We start from the raw sequence: 16,750 nt of genomic DNA on the forward strand, positions 1-16,750 counted from the left end.
CAGTACTAGGGCGTGTCCGGCAAGACCGGCCGGACCGGCCCTAGCCGGCGTTCCCGGTGAAGTCGACGTACCACTTGGGCGCGAACCGGTCGCAGTTGTCGGCGCCGACGGAGGTCAGTGAGTCCCGGACGCAGGTGACGTAGTCGTTGTAGTACATCCCGAGGCCGATCACCGAGGTCGCGACCACGACGGTCATCGCGCCGGTGAGGATTCCGGCGAGCGCGGCCGGGGTGAGCGGGTTCGGGGCGGCGGGCTGGCGGGCGGCGGTCTGGGGGGCGGCGCCGGTGACGGCGGCGGCCGGGGCGGGCTTGGGGGTCCGCAGCGCGCTGATGCCCCACACGATGCCGAGCGCGCCGACGAACAGGGCGGCCCAGTGGAAGCCGGCGAACAGGCAGACCAGCGCGAGCGGCCCGGCCAGTGCGGCGTTGCGGGCCCGGCGCTGGGCGGGGTCGGCGGGGTCGAGCTTGGGCGGCTGCGGGGCCGGTGGGGTGGGGCGGCCGTCCTCGGGCCGGCCGGGGCCCCAGGGGTGCGGCGGCGGGAGCTGCGGGCGTTCGCCGGCGCCCTGGCCGCCGGTGCCGTCCGGGCCCTCGCCGGGCCAGGGGTTGCGCGGCTGCCACGGCTGGTCCGGGGCATCCGCCGGCGGCGGCGCGAAGGGGTTGCGCTCGCCGGTGTCGTCACCGCTGCTCATGGTTCAGCCATTCCTTCTCGGTCGGGGCGGCGGTCTCCCGCCTTCCCTATGATCCCGCAGCCGTTCGCCGGTCCTCAGGCGGCCTGCCCGCTGCGGGGGTGCCGGGAGGGCCCGTGCCCGGGGCGACTCCGCTGTGCGGGCCGGAGGAGATCCCCGTCTCAACTACGCGCGTAGCGCCGCCGGGAGGGTGCGGAGGCCGTCCGACCAGCCGTTATCGTGGTGACGGTCAGCAGCTCGCAGAGGTTCCCGGGTGCCCGCGTCGCGGTGGGTTCTCCTGGTGTTCCCCCTCGCTCGACCTGCCGTTCGTAGTGGCCCCACCACCGGTGGACGTACCAGCGGGCGGCGCCCGACCTACGGAGAATCGCGCAGTGGCCGCCGCCCCCGCCCAGCTCTTCCCGCCCCGTACGCCCGGACCGGCCCGCCTGGTGGTGCTGGTCTCCGGTTCCGGTACCAATCTGCAGGCGCTGCTCGACGCCGCAGCCGATCCGGCGTACGGCGCCGAGATCCTCGCCGTGGGTGCGGACCGCGACGGCATCGCGGGCCTGGAGCGGGCCGAGAAGGCGGGCCTGCCGGTCTTCGTCCACCGGGTGAAGGACTTCGCCGACCGGGCCGACTGGGACCGCGCGCTGACCGCCGCCGTCGCCGCCCACGAGCCGGACCTGGTGGTCACGGCCGGGTTCATGAAGATCCTCGGCCCCGAGTTCATCGCGGCCTTCGCCGGGCGGATCGTCAACACCCATCCCGCACTGCTGCCCTCCTTCCCCGGCGCCCACGGCGTCACCGACGCGCTCGCGTACGGGGTGAGGGTCACCGGCTGCACCGTCCACCTGGTCGACGCCGGGGTGGACACCGGGCCGATCATCGCGCAGGGCGTCGTCGAGGTCGTCGACGCCGACCACGCCGATGGCGGCGAAGCGCTGCACGAGCGCATCAAGACTGTCGAGCGCAAGCTGCTCGTCGACGTCGTGGGCCGGCTGGCCCGCGAGGGCCACCGCATCGAGGACCGAAAGGTATGGATTCCGGCACATGAGTGAGCGCAGCGAACGAGTCGTCAAGGAAGGTGCCTGGCGCGCAGCGCCCGCCGAGCGCAGCGAGGTGGGAGCATGAGTGCCAGCTCCACCACGCCCCCCGTTTCGGAGAACATCCGTCCGATCCGTCGTGCGCTGATCAGCGTGTACGACAAGACCGGTCTGGAGGAGCTGGCCCAGGGCCTGCACGCCGCCGGGGTCGCCATCGTCTCCACCGGCTCCACCGCCGGCCGGATCGCCGCCGCCGGCGTCCCGGTGACCGAGGTCTCCGAGCTGACCGGCTTCCCGGAGTGCCTGGACGGGCGCGTGAAGACGCTGCACCCCCGCGTGCACGCCGGCGTGCTCGCCGACCTGCGGCTGGAGTCGCACCGCGCGCAGCTGGCCGAGCTGGGCGTCGAGCCCTTCGACCTGGTCGTGGTGAACCTCTACCCGTTCAAGGCCACCGTCGCCTCGGGCGCCACCCCGGACGAGTGCGTCGAGCAGATCGACATCGGCGGCCCGAGCATGGTCCGCGCCGCCGCCAAGAACCACCCGTCGGTGGCCGTGGTGGTCGACCCGGCCCGTTACGTCGACGTGCTGCGGGCCGCCCAGGAGGGCGGCTTCGACCTGGCCACCCGCAAGCGCCTGGCCGGTGCGGCGTTCGCGCACACCGCCGCGTACGACGTCGCGGTCGCCTCCTGGTTCGAGGCCGGCTACGCGCCGAGCGACGAGCGGTTCCCGGAGTTCCTGGGCGCCACCTGGGAGCGGCAGAACGTGCTGCGCTACGGCGAGAACCCGCACCAGGGCGCCGCGCTGTACAGCGACGGCAGCGGCGGCCTGGCCGGCGCGGAGCAGCTGCACGGCAAGGAGATGTCGTACAACAACTACGTCGACACCGACGCTGCCCGCCGCGCCGCGTACGACCACGCCGAGCCGGCCGTCGCGATCATCAAGCACGCCAACCCGTGCGGCATCGCGACCGGCGCGGACGTCGCCGAGGCGCACCGCAAGGCGCACGAGTGCGACCCGGTCTCGGCGTACGGCGGCGTGATCGCGGTCAACCGCCCGGTCACCGTCGAGCTGGCCGAGCAGATCGCCCCGATCTTCACCGAGGTCGTGGTGGCCCCCGGTTACGAGGACGGCGCCGTCGAGGTGCTGGCCCGGAAGAAGAACCTGCGGGTGCTGCTGGCCCCCGAGGCGCCGGCCAACCGCCAGGAGCTGCGCCCGGTCTCCGGCGGCGTGCTGCTCCAGGACGCCGACCGGGTGCAGGCCGAGGGCGACGACCCGGCGAACTGGCGGCTGGCCACCGGTGAGGCGCTGTCCGAGGCCGAGCTGGCCGAGCTGGCCTTCGCCTGGCGGGCCTGTCGGGCCGTCAAGTCCAACGCGATCCTGCTCGCCAAGGACGGCGCCTCGGTGGGCGTCGGCATGGGCCAGGTCAACCGGGTCGACTCCTGCAAGCTCGCGGTCGAGCGGGCCGGGGAGCGGGCCAAGGGCGCGTACGCGGCCTCGGACGCGTTCTTCCCGTTCGCGGACGGCCCTGCCATCCTGATCGCGGCCGGCGTCAAGGCGATCGTCCAGCCGGGCGGTTCGATCCGGGACGAGGAGGTCGTCGCGGCGGCCGCCGAGGCCGGGGTGACGATGTACTTCACCGGTGCGCGGCACTTCTTCCACTGATCGCGTTCCACCGCTCGCCCGGCGCACCGCCCGGGTGACGGCATGACAGAGCGGCCCGGCTCCTCCGGAAGGGGAGCCGGGCCGCTCGTCGTCCGATCGGCTCGGACCGGGCCGGTCAGTGGTGCGGCCGGTCAGTAGCGCGGCCGGGCGAACCAGGCGACGCCGTCCTTGACGCTCATCCCGACGATCATCGTGATCGAGACCGCGAGCCACATCAGCGTGAAGACGATGCCGACCGGGTTGGCGTTGTTGGCGAAGGAACCGGCCAGCCCCAGCAGGCCGAGCAGCGCGCCGAACGAGCCGTACACCAGGGTGGTGATGCGGACCGCGGGCCCGCCCTTGCCGAACTTCACGCCCAGCGTGATGGAGAAGGCCGCGAACAGCGCGCACACGATGCCGACGACCACCAGCACGCCGGCCGCCGCGTTGCCGAAGCCGTTGAACGGGTCGCTCCCGTCGATCTGCTGGGCCCGGTTGGTGACCTCCTTGGCCGCCGCGGCGGCTATCAGGTAGATGCCGCCACCGATGATCTGCACGGCGCCGATGATGAACAGCAGCACCCGGGTGGTGACCACCAGGCCCGGCATGTTCTGCGGGACGGCCGGCGGGTAGCCGTAGCCCGGTCCGCCGTAGCCCGGCGCGGGCGGCGGGTAGCCGTACCCGGCCGGCGGGGCCTGCTGGGGGTAGCCGTAGCCGGGAGCCTGCGGCGGCTGGCCGTACGGGTTGTTCGGGTTGTTCGGGTCGGGCGGGTAACTCATCGATGCCTCCGGGCAGTTGCGGGGACGTGGGGACGGGACGGAGGGCCCGGTTCCGGTTGGCGAGTCGGGTCGCCGGTGGAACGGGACGCTAACGGAGGGGAGTGACAGCCCGGAGCGGATCCGGGCGCGGCCGGCTCAGGCGCGCGGTGAGAGCGCTGAGAGCGGTGAGAGCAGTGCGAGCGGAGTCGTCGACGGGCCCGTTGCGGGCAGGACGGCGCCGCAGTGGTCGGGCGGCTCGGTCTGAAGTGGTCGGCTCACGTGCTCTTTCCCCCGGGTACGCCCCCGCCGGGTGTCCGTCGGCCCGTCACCGGGCCGGGTCGCGGCAGGGAATGCCCGCATATCGTCAACCGGACGGCGGGGCCGTGTCCAGCCGGTTCCGCGCGCCGGACCGAGACTGTGGCGCAACCGCAACGTGGTCCGGGCCTTCCGTACCCGTCCGAACCCGTCCGACCGCAGGACGGGAGGACGACGGGGGCCGGCGGGAGGACGACGGGGGTTCGAAGACGGGCCCTGGTACGGCGGCTTGCCGCGATCCGGGAGAATGGGGTCATGACTGCCCAGATTCTCGATGGCAAGGCCACCGCCGCCGCGATCAAGTCCGAACTCGCCGCCCGCGTGGCGGTCCTCAAGGCGAAGGGCGTCACGCCCGGCCTCGGCACCGTCCTGGTCGGCGACGACCCGGGCAGCCGCTGGTACGTCAACGGCAAGCACAAGGACTGCGCCGAGGTCGGCATCGCCTCGATCCAGCGCGAGCTGCCCGCGACCGCCACCCAGGAGGACGTCGAGAACGTCGTCCGCGAGCTCAACGCCGACCCCTCCTGCACCGGCTACATCGTCCAGCTGCCGCTGCCCAAGGGCCTGGACCAGAACCCGGTCCTGGAGCTGATGGACCCGGACAAGGACGCCGACGGCCTGCACCCGACCTCGCTCGGCCGGCTCGCCCTGGGCATCGAGGGGCCGCTGCCGTGCACCCCGCTGGGCATCGTCGAGCTGCTGCGCCGGCACGACGTCGAGATCAACGGCGCCGAGGTGGTCGTGGTCGGCCGCGGCGTCACCGTCGGCCGCTCGATCGGCCTGCTGCTGACCCGCCGCAGCGAGAACGCCACCGTGACCCTGTGCCACACCGGCACCCGGGACCTCGGCTACCACCTGCGCAAGGCCGACATCATCGTGGCCGCCGCGGGCGTGCCGCACCTGGTCAAGCCGGAGGACGTCAAGCCGGGCGCGGCGGTGCTGGACGTGGGCGTCAGCCGCAGCGAGGGCAAGATCGTCGGCGACGTGCACCCGGGCGTGGCCGAGGTGGCCGCCTGGATCTCCCCGAACCCCGGCGGCGTGGGCCCGATGACCCGCGCGATGCTGCTCAACAACATCGTCGTGGCGGCCGAGCGCCGCGCCGGCGTCTGACCCCGCGACCGACACCACCACGAGGGACGGCGAGCATGACGGAACCGCGACCGGCGCGGACCCCGCGCAGGCCGGTCAAGACCACCGGCACCCTGCCGCCCGAGGGCGCGGCCGCAGCCCTCGGACGCGACCACACCCTGCCGGTCCGGCAGTGGCCGATAACGCTGGTCCTGCTGGTGGTCGGGGCCGGCCTCGCGGTCACCTGGTTCGCCGACTTCAAGGACGGCTTCAAGTACGGGCTGCTGATCCTCGGCTGCGGGGTGCTGCTCGGGGCCGTCCTGCGGCTGGTGCTGCCCGAGGTCGGGATGCTGGCGGTGCGCAGCCGCTTCACCGACGTGATCGTGCTGACCTTCCTGGGAGCGTCGATCGTGCTGCTGACCCTGGTGGCGCAGCCGAACCCGTGGCTGGAGATCCCGTTGCTCGACAACATCGGCAAGTTGATCGGCCGGCCCAAGCACTGACGCCGGGGTGACCGTGACGGCCCCCGCCCTGCGAGCCAGGGCGGGGGCCGCCGTCCGTTGTGACGCATCAGCCAGGCCCGCACCCGCGGCGTACGCTTCCCTTTGCGATAACCTGACGCCGGTCTCTCGATGTCGAGAGACCATCCTCGGCTCCAGCGCGCCGGTGTGCCTGGGGCACCTGGCGATCTGCTGGAGAAGGTAGAAATGACCCGCACCCCCGTCAACGTCACCATCACCGGAGCGGCCGGCCAGATCGGCTACGCGCTGCTCTTCCGCATCGCCTCGGGCCACCTGCTCGGTGCCGACGTCCCGGTGAACCTGCGCCTCCTGGAGATCCCGCAGGGCCTCAAGGCCGCCGAGGGCACCGCCATGGAGCTCGTCGACTGCGCGTTCCCGCTGCTGCGTGACATCACGATCACCGCCAACCCGAACGAGGCCTTCGACGGCGCCAACGTCGCGCTGCTGGTCGGCGCCCGTCCGCGCACCGCCGGCATGGAGCGCGGCGACCTGCTGCAGGCCAACGGCGGCATCTTCGGCCCGCAGGGCAAGGCCATCAACGACCACGCCGCGGACGACATCAAGGTCCTGGTCGTCGGCAACCCGGCCAACACCAACGCCCTGATCGCCCAGCGCAACGCCCCGGACGTCCCGGCCGAGCGCTTCACCGCGATGACCCGCCTGGACCACAACCGCGCGGTCGGCCAGCTCTCCGTCAAGACCGGTGCGCCCGTCTCCGACATCAAGCGCGTCACCATCTGGGGCAACCACTCCGCCACCCAGTACCCGGACATCTTCCAGGCCGAGATCGCCGGCAAGCCGGCCTTCGAGGCCATCGGCAGCGACCAGGCCTGGCTGGACGAGACCTTCATCCCGACCGTCGCCAAGCGCGGCGCGGCCATCATCGAGGCCCGTGGCGCCTCCTCGGCCGCCTCGGCCGCCAACGCCGCCATCGACCACGTGTACACCTGGGTCAACGGCACCGCCGAGGGCGACTGGACCTCCATGGGCGTCGTCTCGGACGGCTCCTACGGTGTCCCGCAGGGCCTGATCTCCTCCTTCCCGGTCACCACCAAGGCCGGCAAGTTCGAGATCGTCCAGGGCCTGGAGATCTCCGACTTCTCGCGCGCCCGCATCGACGCCTCGGTCAAGGAGCTGACCGAGGAGCGCGACGCGGTCCAGGAGCTGGGCCTCATCTGAGCCCCGCAGCACAGCTTTTCCCGGCGGCCCGCCGTCTCCTTCCCGGAGGCGGCGGGCCGCCGTGTGACCGGCCGCCGCCCCTTCTTCCACTCCCCGGGCGTCGGCCGGTCCTACACTGACCCGCTGTGAACGAAACCCTCGGGGACGCTCTGCTCGTCCTCGTCTTCATCCTGCTGGGCGGGCTGTTCAACGTCGCCGAGATCTCGCTGATCTCGCTGCGCGAGGGCCAGATCCGGACGCTGGAGGCGCTCGGCACCCGGCGGTCCGCCCGGGCCGCGCACCTGGCCGCCGACCCCAACCGCTTCCTGGCCGCCGTCCAGGTCGGCGTGACCTGCATGGGCTTCCTGTCCGCCGCCTTCGGCGCGGACACCCTGGCCGGCAAGGTCGCCCCGCTGTTCGTCCGGGCCGGGCTCACCGAGGGCGTCGCCGACGCGATCGCCCTGGTCGGCCTCACCCTGGTGATCAGCTACGTCTCGCTGGTGCTCGGCGAACTCACCCCCAAGCGGATCGGCCTGCAGCGGGCCGAGTCGATCGCGGTGATCGCGGCCCCGGTGGTGGACGTGATGTCGGTGGCGCTGCGCCCGGTGATCTGGCTGCTCGGCCACTCCACCAACCTGATGGTCCGCCTGCTGGGCGGCGACCCGGCCGCCGGCCGTGGCTCGATGAGCTCCGAGGAGCTGCGCGGCCTGGTCGCCGCCAACACCGAACTCGGCAGCGACGAACGGGCGTTGATCGCGGACGTGTTCTCCGCCGGGGAGCGGCAGCTGCGCGAGGTGATGGTCCCGCGCACCGAGGTGACCTTCCTGGACGCCGAGCGCCCGCTGGCCGCCGTCCGGCACCAGGCGGACACCTCGCCGCACTCGCGCTACCCGGTGGTCGAGGGCAGCGCCGACGCCGTGGTCGGCTTCGTGCACGTCCGCGACCTGTACGGCGCGCGCGGCGAGCAGGCCGCCAAGGTCCGCGACCTGGCCCGCCCGGTGAAGCTGCTGCCCGGCACCAAGCGGGTGCTGGAGGCGATGGGCGAGATGCGTCGCGAGGGCCACCACCTGGCCATCGTGGTGGACGAGTACGGCGGCACCGCCGGGATCGTCACCCTGGAGGACCTGGTCGAGGAGGTGATCGGCGAGATCCGGGACGAGTACGACCGGCCGGAGACCGCCGCCACCCGCCGGCTGGTCGGCGGCGGCATGGAGCTGGACGGCCTGCTCAACCTCGGCGACTTCACCGAGGAGACCGGCGCCACCCTGCCCGAGGGCCCGTACGAGACGGTGGCGGGCTGCCTGGTCGCCTCGCTCGGCCGGCTGCCCCGGGAGGGTGACCAGGTGCGCGTCCCGGTCGAGGGCGGTGGAGGGGTGCTGCTGACGGTGGCCAAGTTGGAGGGCCGGCGGATCGCCCGGGTGAGGGTGAGTGCGGTCACACTGGCGGAACCTCCTGGGGCGGACGTTTCCTGAGCGCCCGGTGGAACTGGAACAATGGCCCGCATGGTCAACGCAGCGGTCACTGGTCCGGTCAAGGACCGTCCCCGGGTTCTCTCCGGCATCCAGCCCACCTCCGGCTCGTTCCACCTCGGCAACTACCTGGGCGCGGTGCGCCAGTGGGTGGACCTGCAGAAGGAGAACGACGCCTTCTACATGGTCGTCGACCTGCACGCGATCACCGTCTCGCAGGACCCGAAGGAACTGCGCGAGAACACCCGGGTCTCCGCCGCCCAGCTGCTCGGCGCCGGCCTGGACCCGGAGCACTGCACCCTGTTCGTCCAGTCGCACGTGCCCGAGCACGCGCAGCTCGCCTGGGTGATGAACTGCCTCACCGGCTTCGGCGAGGCCTCCCGGATGACCCAGTTCAAGGACAAGTCCGTCCGGCACGGCGCGGACAGCACCACGGTCGGCCTGTTCACCTACCCGGTGCTCATGGTCGCGGACGTCCTGCTCTACCAGGCGGACGCCGTCCCGGTCGGCGAGGACCAGCGCCAGCACCTGGAGCTCACCCGCGACCTCGCCGACCGCTTCAACACCCGCTACAGCCCGACCTTCACGGTGCCGAAGCCGTACATCCTCAAGGAGACGGCGAAGATCCAGGACCTCCAGGACCCGGGCGCCAAGATGAGCAAGTCCGCCTCCTCGGACAAGGGCCTGGTCAACCTGCTGGACGAGGCGAAGGTCAGCGCCAAGAAGTTCAAGAGCGCCGTCACCGACACCGGCACCGTCGTCTCCTACGACGAGGACGGGAAGCCCGGCGTCTCCAACCTGCTGCGCATCCACTCCGCGCTCAGCGGCCAGTCGATCGACCAGCTGGTCGCGCACTTCGAGGGCAAGATGTACGGCGCCCTGAAGACCGAGCTGGCCGAGCTGTTCACCGAGTGGGTCACTCCCTTCCAGGAGCGCACCCGCACGTTCCTGGACGACCCGGCCGAGCTGGACCGGGTGCTGGCGATCGGCGCCGAGAAGGCCCGCGAGGTGGCCGCGCAGACGCTGGAGACGGTGTACGACCGGGTCGGCTTCCTCCCGGCCGCCAAGCGGTGACTCCCCTCACACGCCTGCCCGATGGTGACGGTCTCCCCGAGGCCGTCACCATCGGCGTGTCCGTGAGCGTTCCGGATCCGTACGGTGCGCAGATCCAGGACGCCCGGGCCGGGCACGGCGATCCGCTGGCCCGGTCGATACCGACGCACGTCACCCTGCTGCCGCCGACCGAGGTGCCCGCCGAGGCGCTGCCGAAGATCGAGGAGCACCTGGCGGCGGTGGCGGCCGCGCACCGGCCGTTCCGGATGCTGCTGCGCGGCGCCGGCACCTTCCGCCCGGTCTCCCCGGTGGTGTTCGTCCGGGTCGAGGAGGGCGCGCAGGAGTGCCGGCTGCTGGAGGCGGACGTCCGCTCCGGCCCGCTGGCCCGCGAGCTGGCGTTCCCGTACCACCCGCACGTGACGGTCGCGCACGGCCTGCCGGACGACGCGCTGGACCAGGCGTACGCGCAGGCGCGCGGCTTCCGGGCGGCCTTCCCGGTGCCGGGCTTCGGCCTCTCCCGCTTCGACGCGGACGAGGTCTGGCGGCCCTGGCGGAGCTACCTGTTCTCCTGAACCACCGCCCTGATCTTCAACTACCGTACTGACCTTCCGAGTTCGAGCATCCGGTCGACCACCCGGCGGGACGCGCCGCCGTCGTCCAGGACGCAGTGCTCGGCCCGGAAGCGCCGGTGGCGCTCCGCGTACCCGGGCGGCAGGGCCGCGCCGGTGTCGGCGAGTTCGCGCAGCGCGCCGAGCAGTCCGGCCGAGGTGGGGACGAGCGGGCCGGGGGCCTGCGGCTCGAAGTCGAAGTAGAAGCCGCGCAGGGTGTCGCGGTAGTGCTCCAGGTCGTAGGTGAAGAAGAGCACCGGGCGGCCGGTGACGGCGAAGTCGAACATGATCGACGAGTAGTCGGTCACCAGGACGTCCGCGACCAGCAGCAGTTCCTGCGGGTCGGGATAGTCCCCGCAGTCGTACAGGAAGCCGTCCCCGGCGCCCGGCAGCGGCTCGCGGACGTGCGCGTGCGGGCGGATCAGCAGCACGTGGTCCCGGCCGAGCAGGCGCCGGGCGTGGTCGAGGTCCAGCCGCAGGCCGAGCCGGAAGCCGTCGCCGTCACCGCGCTGCTGGTCCTCGCGCCAGGTCGGCGCGTACAGCACGATCCGCTTGCCGTCCGGGATGCCGAGCCGACGGCGGACGGCCGCTGCGGCGGCCTCGTCGGGGCGGGCGAGCACGTCGTTGCGCGGGTAGCCGGCCTCCAGGATCTCGCCGTCGTAGCGGAACGCGCGGCGCAGGATCGGGGTGGCGAACGGGCTGGGGGAGAGCAGCAGGCTCCACTGCGGGGTCTCCCGGTCGAGCGCCTCCAGGTAGCCGTGGTCGGCCAGCCAGGGGTTGTCGACGTCATGGGCGATCCGCTTCAGCAGCGAGCCGTGCCAGGTCTGGAGCACCACCTGGCCGGGGCGGCGCTCCAGGAAGTCCGGGAAGTGCGTGTTGCCGACCAGGTACCGGCAGGTGGCCAGCGCGCGGTACCACTCCGGGCTCCAGATCCGGACGGCCCGGACCCCGGGCGGCAGTTCGGCCTGGGCGTCGTCGACCACCCAGAGGTGCTCCAACGGCGCGCCGCGGCGGGCCAGTTCGGCGTGCACCGCGCGCGGCGAGTCGGCGTAGCCGCGGCCGCCGAACACGTCGTACAGCACGGCCTCGCGCAGCGGTTCGCGGCGGGCGGCGGGGTAATGGACGGCGCGCTGGCGGCTCTGCGTCCAGGCGCTGCGCTCGGTGGGGGTGAGCACCGGGGTGGAGTCCACCAGCAGGGTGTCGTGCCAGCGGCGCTGGAGCAGGATCCGCTTGCCGCCGGCCGTGGTGGCGGCGGGCAGCGTGGGAAGGGCGGCGGGTGCGGCGAGCAGCGGGCGGCTCGGGCCGGGCCGCCCGGCGGGCGTCAGCGCGGCCTCCCAGATGCCTTTGCGCAGGGGCAGCGCGGTGCCGTCGGCGCCGGTGCGGGTGGCGGGCAGCAGGACCTTGAAGCGGCCGTCCTGGTCGGCCTCGACGGGGGAGCGGACCTCGCTCGCGGTGCCGGTGTGCCGCAGGACGAGTTCCAGCTGGTCCGCGGCGCGGTCCGGGCAGCGGCCGGTGAGCTCGAAGCCGCCGGCCCGGACGGCGATCCGCTCGACCAGGCCGGCCGCGGGCTGGACGCACAGTTGGAGCCGGCCGTCGGCGAGGTGCTTGAGGTAGAGGGCGCGGTCCGGGGTGTCGGGCAGCCGGTGCTGGCCGGCGACCGGGCCGCCGCGCTCGTCCGGGCAGAGCTGCTCGGTGCTGCCGTCGGGGTGCAGGAACTCGGTGTCCCAGTGCTCCAGTTCGCCGCTGCCGCGGCCGTCGGCGGTGAACGGCCGGTACGGCAGGTGGACGGCGAAGGTGTTGCCGGTGCGGGCGACCGGCCGTTCGATCACGGCGTCGCTCTGCCGGTGGCGCAGCCGCAGCACGGTGCCGGCCGGGCAGGAGTCCGCGCTGCCGCGCAGGTCGAGGCCGTCGGCGGTGGGGGTGGCGTGGGTGAGCCGGATGCCGGGGCGTTCGAGCAGCAGCCGCAGTCGCCCGTCGGCGAAGTACGGCTGGAGGCGGACGTCGTGGTCCACCCAGTGGGCCGGCGGGTACTCGCCGGAGCCGCACCAGTGCGGGGCGAGGGCGCCGTACCGGCGGCGCAGCCGGGTGGGGCGCGGGCGGGTGAACAGGGTGGTCTCGATCTGCCAGTCGCCGAGCAGCCAGTCGGTGCCGTTGCGCAGCCGGCCGGGCTCTATCAGGGCGGTGAAGCCGGACCAGTCGTGGTTGAACTCGGGCTGGGCGCTGTCGTCGGTGACTTCGGGCAGCCGGCGGGGCCGGGAGCGCAGGTGGACGGGCGGCCGGGTCCCGTCGGCGTGGCGCAGGGTCAGCCAGGTCCAGGCGGAGCCGGGGCGGCCGGTGTCGAGGTCGTCCGGGCGGGCGAAGCCGGTGAGTTCCAGGCCGCGGCCGGTCCAGCGGGCGCGCAGCAGGCCGAAGGTGACGTCCTCGTCGGCGGCGGGCTGGTCGGTGCTCACACGGGGGTCGGCGTGTGGAAGGACGAACCGTGTGAGCGCAGGCATGGCGGGGGTCCTTCGGGACGGGGGCCGGGCCATGGGCGGTGGACCGGGGCCGCCGGACCGATGCCGAGAGGAAACCGGGGCCGAATTCATATCCCATACCGGAACGCCGTCCGGGTCAACAGTGCGAACCGGGGAATTTCCCGTGAAATTCGCTGACAAACACTAGTTCGAGTGCAATGTACAGGCAAAGACCAGGGATATTGTCAGGGAATTCCCAGGAAAGCGCAGAGGCGCCCGACGCGGTTCGCGTCGGGCGCCTCGGTGGGGCTCTCGGGGGTGCTGCGGGCCACCCCGTGTTACTCGGTGCTGCTCGGCACTACTCCGCGCGGAGCATCGCGTCGACCACCCGGGCGGAGGCCTTGCCGTCGTCCAGGTCGCAGTACGCCGTGCGGAACGCGGCGGCCTTGTCGGCGTACTCGGCCGCGACCTCGCCGACCCGGCCGAGCGCGTCGACCAGTTCCTCGGAGGTGGCCAGCAGTGGGCCGGGCGCCTCCGCCTCGAAGTTCAGGCTGAAGCCGCGCAGGTTGTCGCGGTAGTGCTCCAGGTCGTAGGTGAAGAACAGGATCGGCTTGCCGGTCGCGGCGAAGTCGAACACGCTGGCCGAGTAGTCGGTGATCAGCACGTCGGCGATCAGCAGCAGCTCCGCCATGTCGGGGTAGCTGCCGACGTCCCAGATGTAGCCGTTGCCGGCGCCCGGGATCTGACCGCACATCATGCTGTGCCGGCGCACCAGCAGTACCTGGTCGTCGCCGAGCGCGGCCTTGGCCGCCGCCAGGTCGAGCCGCAGGTCCAGCTGGTACCCGCCGTTCGGCCGGCGCCGGTCCTCGCGCCAGGTCGGCGCGTAGAGCACGACCTTCTTGCCCTCGGGCAGGCCGAGCCTTTCGCGCACCTGTTCGGCGGTCTTCTCCCGGTCGGCCGCGAAGAGCAGGTCGTTCTTCGGCGAACCGCTTTCGAGGATCTCGCCCTTGTAATCGAACGCGCGTCGCAGGATCGGGGCCGACCAGCTGTTGCCGGCCGCCAGCAGACTCCAGCTCGGCACCTCCCGGGCGAGGCCCTTCAGGTAGTTCGCGTCCGTGAACCAGACCTTCTCGAAATCGAGGCCGATCTGCTTCAGCGGGCTGCCGTGCCAGGTCTGCAGGACCACCTGGCCGGGGCGGCGGACGAAGAAGTCGGGCAGGTGGGTGCTGGTGACGATGTACTTGGCGGTGGCCAGCGCCTCGAACCACTCCGGGCTCCACAGCCGGATCGCGCTCGCCGACTGCGGCAGATCGGCCTGGAGGTCGTCACTGCCCCACAGGTGCTCCAGCGGCAGGCCGCGGCGGACCAGCTCCTCGTGGACCGCCCGCGGCGAGTCGGCGTACAGGCCGCCGAGGCCGACGTTGTACAGCACGGTGTCGCGCACCGGGTGCCGGCGGGCGTTCGGGTAGTCGACGAACCGCAGCTGGCGCAGCCGGTAGCCGCTGCGCTCCTCCGGCAGCAGCGCCGAGTGCGACTCCAGGGAGAGGCCGTCGTGGTGGCGGCGCTCCAGCACGATGCGCTTGCCCCGGGACTCCACCTCCAGCGGCATCGCGCCGAAGCAGTCCGGCGAGATCAGCGCGTACGAGCTCGGAAGCTCCTCGGCCACGGCGCCGACCGGACGGAAGAAGACGTTCCAGGTGCCCTGGGCGAGCGGCACCCGGCCGGCGAAGGAGGCCGTCGGCACGGCGGGCAGCGCGGTCCGGAACCGTCCGTCCGCGATCTCCACCGGGTAGACGTGCTCCTCCTCGCGCCAGTCGTGCCGGACCACCAGCTCCCAGCGGTGCGCGCCGGACAGCGGGAACGAACCGCTGAGCAGGAAGCCGTCCGCGCCGCGGGCGGAGACCTCGTCCACCACCGGCTGCAGCAGCTGGTCGGAGAACTGCAGGTACCCGCTGGGGGAGGGCTTGGAGTAGAGCGCCCGGCGCTGGTCGACCGGGGCGTCCGGGTTGAGCGGCAGGTGCAGCTGCGCCGGGGCGTTGCGGTCGTCCCAGGTCACCGGGACGGTGCTGCCGTCGGCCAGGACCAGCGCGGTGTCCCAGCGGTCACGGGCGCGCTCGGCGGCCACCGGGTCCAGCTCGGCCCAGGCCTCGCGGAGGGCGGTCAGCTCGGCCACCGGGAAGGACACGCTGAACGGCTGCAGGCTGCCGACCGGCGCGCCCAGCTCCAGCGGGAAGGCCAGCTCGCGGTCGGACTCGACGTGGGTGAGCCGCAGTCGGGCCCCGGCGAAGCTGGAGCCGGAGCGGGCCGCGCCCGACACCTCGACCCGGCCGCCGTGCGAGGCCAGGCCGGTCACCCGGGCCTTGACCGTCTCCACCCGCAGGTAGACCGAGCCGTCCCGGACCCACGGCACGATCCGCACGTCCGGCTCGACCCAGTGCGCCGGGATGTACTGCGCGGTGTCGCTCCAGCCGGCCCAGACCCGGCCCTTGTAGACGCCGCCCTTGCCCGCGCCGGCCACCAGGACGCGCCAGTTGCCGTCCTTCCACTGGCCGCGGTGCTTGAGCTTCTTCGGGTCGACGCCGACGGTGAAGCCGGCCCAGTCGCAGCTGTACAGGTCGTGGTGGCAGCTGGCGGTGGCCTCGGGGCTGTACTGGGTCTTCATCGGCACCGCGATCACCCGGCGGCCCTTGGCCTCGCGCAGCACCAGGGTGCGGACCATGTCGTGCTTGCCGGCCGCGCCCAGCTGCTCCGGGTACGCGTGCCCGGTCAGCTGCAGTCGCCCGCCGACCCAGGCCGTCTCGTACAGCCGGCTGCGCATGACCAGCGAGTTGTCCAGCTTGAGCACGCCGGACGGCACGCTCTTGCGCCCGCCGCGCAGGAACGGGTAGTCGGCGTACGGGCGCAGCAGACCGCGGGCCTGGACGCCGCCGTTGCTCTCGCCCTCGTACTTGATCTGCTCGACGAACTCGTCGATCCGGCCCTGGAGGGTCAGGTGGTACTTGAGCCGCAGCGGCGCCCGCAGCTTGCGGACCTGCTCGGGGCCGATCGCCCGCAGCAGCCGACTGACGTTCTTGATGTAGGCGTCCCGGTACTCCTTGTCGCCGTCCACGACGGACCAGAAGAACATCGGGATCTCCTCGACGAGGGTGTTCTCGTCGTAGGAGCGCAGGTACTGGGCGAAGCGCGGATCGGTCTGCTTGCGCAGCCAGCCGCGGACCAGCTCGACCGAGGTGACGCGGTCGATCAGGCCCTTGGGGTTGGTGCGCATCTGGGTGATCGACATCTCGCCGACCTCGCGCTCGCGCCAGTGGTAGATCGGCTCGCAGAGCACGTCCACGCTCTTGGCGAGGTAGTGGTGCGGCACGCTGACCGGCGCGTCCTCGTACAGGATGCCCTCGGGGTAGAGGATGCCGGCCGCGTCGAAGAAGGAGCGGCGGTACACCTTGTTCCACGCGGTGCGGTCGGTGACCAGCGCCGGGACCTCGGTGATGTGCGTCTTGAGCTTGGTCTCCCTGAACGGCCGCGAGTGCCCGCCGGACTGGTAGTAGCCCACCGCGCGGAACCGCAGCACGTTGCCGGTGGCGAAGTCCGAGCCGGTCTCGTCCAGGGTGTTGATCATCAACTCGTACGCGCTCGGCGGCATCGAGTCGTCACTGTCGACGAAGCACAGGAACTCGGCGTCCGGGTCGATGTGCCGGATGCCGGTGTTGCGGGCCGCGCCGAGGCCCTTGTTCACCTGGCGGACCAGGCGGAACCGCGAGTCCTTGGCCGCGTACGCCTCGGCGAGGGCCGCGCTGTCGTCCTTCGAACCGTCGTCGACCATGACGCACTCGAAGTCCGTGAAGGTCTGGGCGGCGATCGAGTCGAGGCATTCGACCAGGTAACGCTCGACGTTGTAGATCGGAACGACGATGGAGAGGCGGGGAGCCATCGGCTACGCAGGCCTTTCTCGGGAAGGAGCGTGGCAGCCCGTTGAGGGCCTGACCGCACTTTGGATCG

12 protein-coding genes are annotated in these 16,750 nt (G+C 72.5%); 8 read left to right on the forward strand and 4 right to left on the reverse strand.

The genetic code is table 11. From position 1 onward, the window contains the following. Positions 1-40: 40 nt before the first annotated feature. Complete coding sequence (locus tag A6F73_RS19810) at positions 41-688, reverse strand: hypothetical protein (protein WP_063349025.1); 648 nt, start codon at positions 686-688, stop codon at positions 41-43. A 368-nt stretch (positions 689-1,056) separates the two neighbouring features. Here A6F73_RS19810 and purN point away from each other — a divergent pair, with 368 nt between their 5' ends. Next, positions 1,057-1,722: a phosphoribosylglycinamide formyltransferase gene (gene purN / locus A6F73_RS19815; protein WP_063349026.1), complete on the forward strand. Its 666-nt coding sequence runs from the start codon at positions 1,057-1,059 to the stop codon at positions 1,720-1,722. A gap of 69 nt (positions 1,723-1,791) precedes the next feature. Then, positions 1,792-3,369, forward strand: coding sequence for a bifunctional phosphoribosylaminoimidazolecarboxamide formyltransferase/IMP cyclohydrolase (gene purH / locus A6F73_RS19820; RefSeq protein ID WP_063349027.1), 1,578 nt, complete (start codon positions 1,792-1,794; stop codon positions 3,367-3,369). Positions 3,370-3,500: 131 nt separating this feature from the next. Here purH and A6F73_RS19825 read toward each other — a convergent pair whose 3' ends face one another. Beyond that, positions 3,501-4,127 (reverse strand): hypothetical protein, encoded by a 627-nt coding sequence (locus A6F73_RS19825; protein WP_063349028.1) that lies wholly within the window; start codon positions 4,125-4,127, stop codon positions 3,501-3,503. Between the two features lie 549 nt (positions 4,128-4,676). On the opposite strand from A6F73_RS19825, the gene A6F73_RS19830 reads away from it, so the two are divergent. The 6 genes from A6F73_RS19830 to A6F73_RS19855 all read left to right on the forward strand — a co-directional run bounded on the left by A6F73_RS19830 (position 4,677) and on the right by A6F73_RS19855 (position 10,262). Further along, positions 4,677-5,531, forward strand: a complete 855-nt coding sequence (locus tag A6F73_RS19830) for a bifunctional methylenetetrahydrofolate dehydrogenase/methenyltetrahydrofolate cyclohydrolase (RefSeq protein WP_063349029.1) — start codon at positions 4,677-4,679, stop codon at positions 5,529-5,531. A gap of 35 nt (positions 5,532-5,566) precedes the next feature. Beyond that, entirely contained in the window at positions 5,567-5,992 is a 426-nt protein-coding gene (locus A6F73_RS19835) for a DUF3017 domain-containing protein (protein WP_063349030.1), read from the forward strand. Positions 5,993-6,196: 204 nt separating this feature from the next. Then, entirely contained in the window at positions 6,197-7,189 is a 993-nt protein-coding gene (locus tag A6F73_RS19840) for a malate dehydrogenase (RefSeq protein WP_063349031.1), read from the forward strand. A gap of 125 nt (positions 7,190-7,314) precedes the next feature. Continuing rightward, on the forward strand, positions 7,315-8,640 hold the full coding sequence (locus tag A6F73_RS19845; protein WP_063349032.1) for a hemolysin family protein: 1,326 nt from the start codon (positions 7,315-7,317) through the stop codon (positions 8,638-8,640). Positions 8,641-8,670: 30 nt separating this feature from the next. After that, positions 8,671-9,711: a tryptophan--tRNA ligase gene (trpS, locus tag A6F73_RS19850; RefSeq protein ID WP_063351340.1), complete on the forward strand. Its 1,041-nt coding sequence runs from the start codon at positions 8,671-8,673 to the stop codon at positions 9,709-9,711. A 62-nt stretch (positions 9,712-9,773) separates the two neighbouring features. After that, complete coding sequence (locus A6F73_RS19855) at positions 9,774-10,262, forward strand: 2'-5' RNA ligase family protein (protein ID WP_347878545.1); 489 nt, start codon at positions 9,774-9,776, stop codon at positions 10,260-10,262. Between the two features lie 20 nt (positions 10,263-10,282). Here A6F73_RS19855 and A6F73_RS19860 read toward each other — a convergent pair whose 3' ends face one another. Beyond that, positions 10,283-12,793, reverse strand: a complete 2,511-nt coding sequence (locus A6F73_RS19860) for a CDP-glycerol glycerophosphotransferase family protein (protein ID WP_159398496.1) — start codon at positions 12,791-12,793, stop codon at positions 10,283-10,285. A gap of 316 nt (positions 12,794-13,109) precedes the next feature. After that, complete coding sequence (locus A6F73_RS19865) at positions 13,110-16,682, reverse strand: CDP-glycerol glycerophosphotransferase family protein (protein WP_063349034.1); 3,573 nt, start codon at positions 16,680-16,682, stop codon at positions 13,110-13,112. Between the last annotated feature and the right edge of the window lie 68 nt (positions 16,683-16,750).

The sequence above is a fragment of the Streptomyces sp. MJM8645 genome (assembly GCF_001625365.1).
Lineage (GTDB): Bacteria > Actinomycetota > Actinomycetes > Streptomycetales > Streptomycetaceae > Kitasatospora.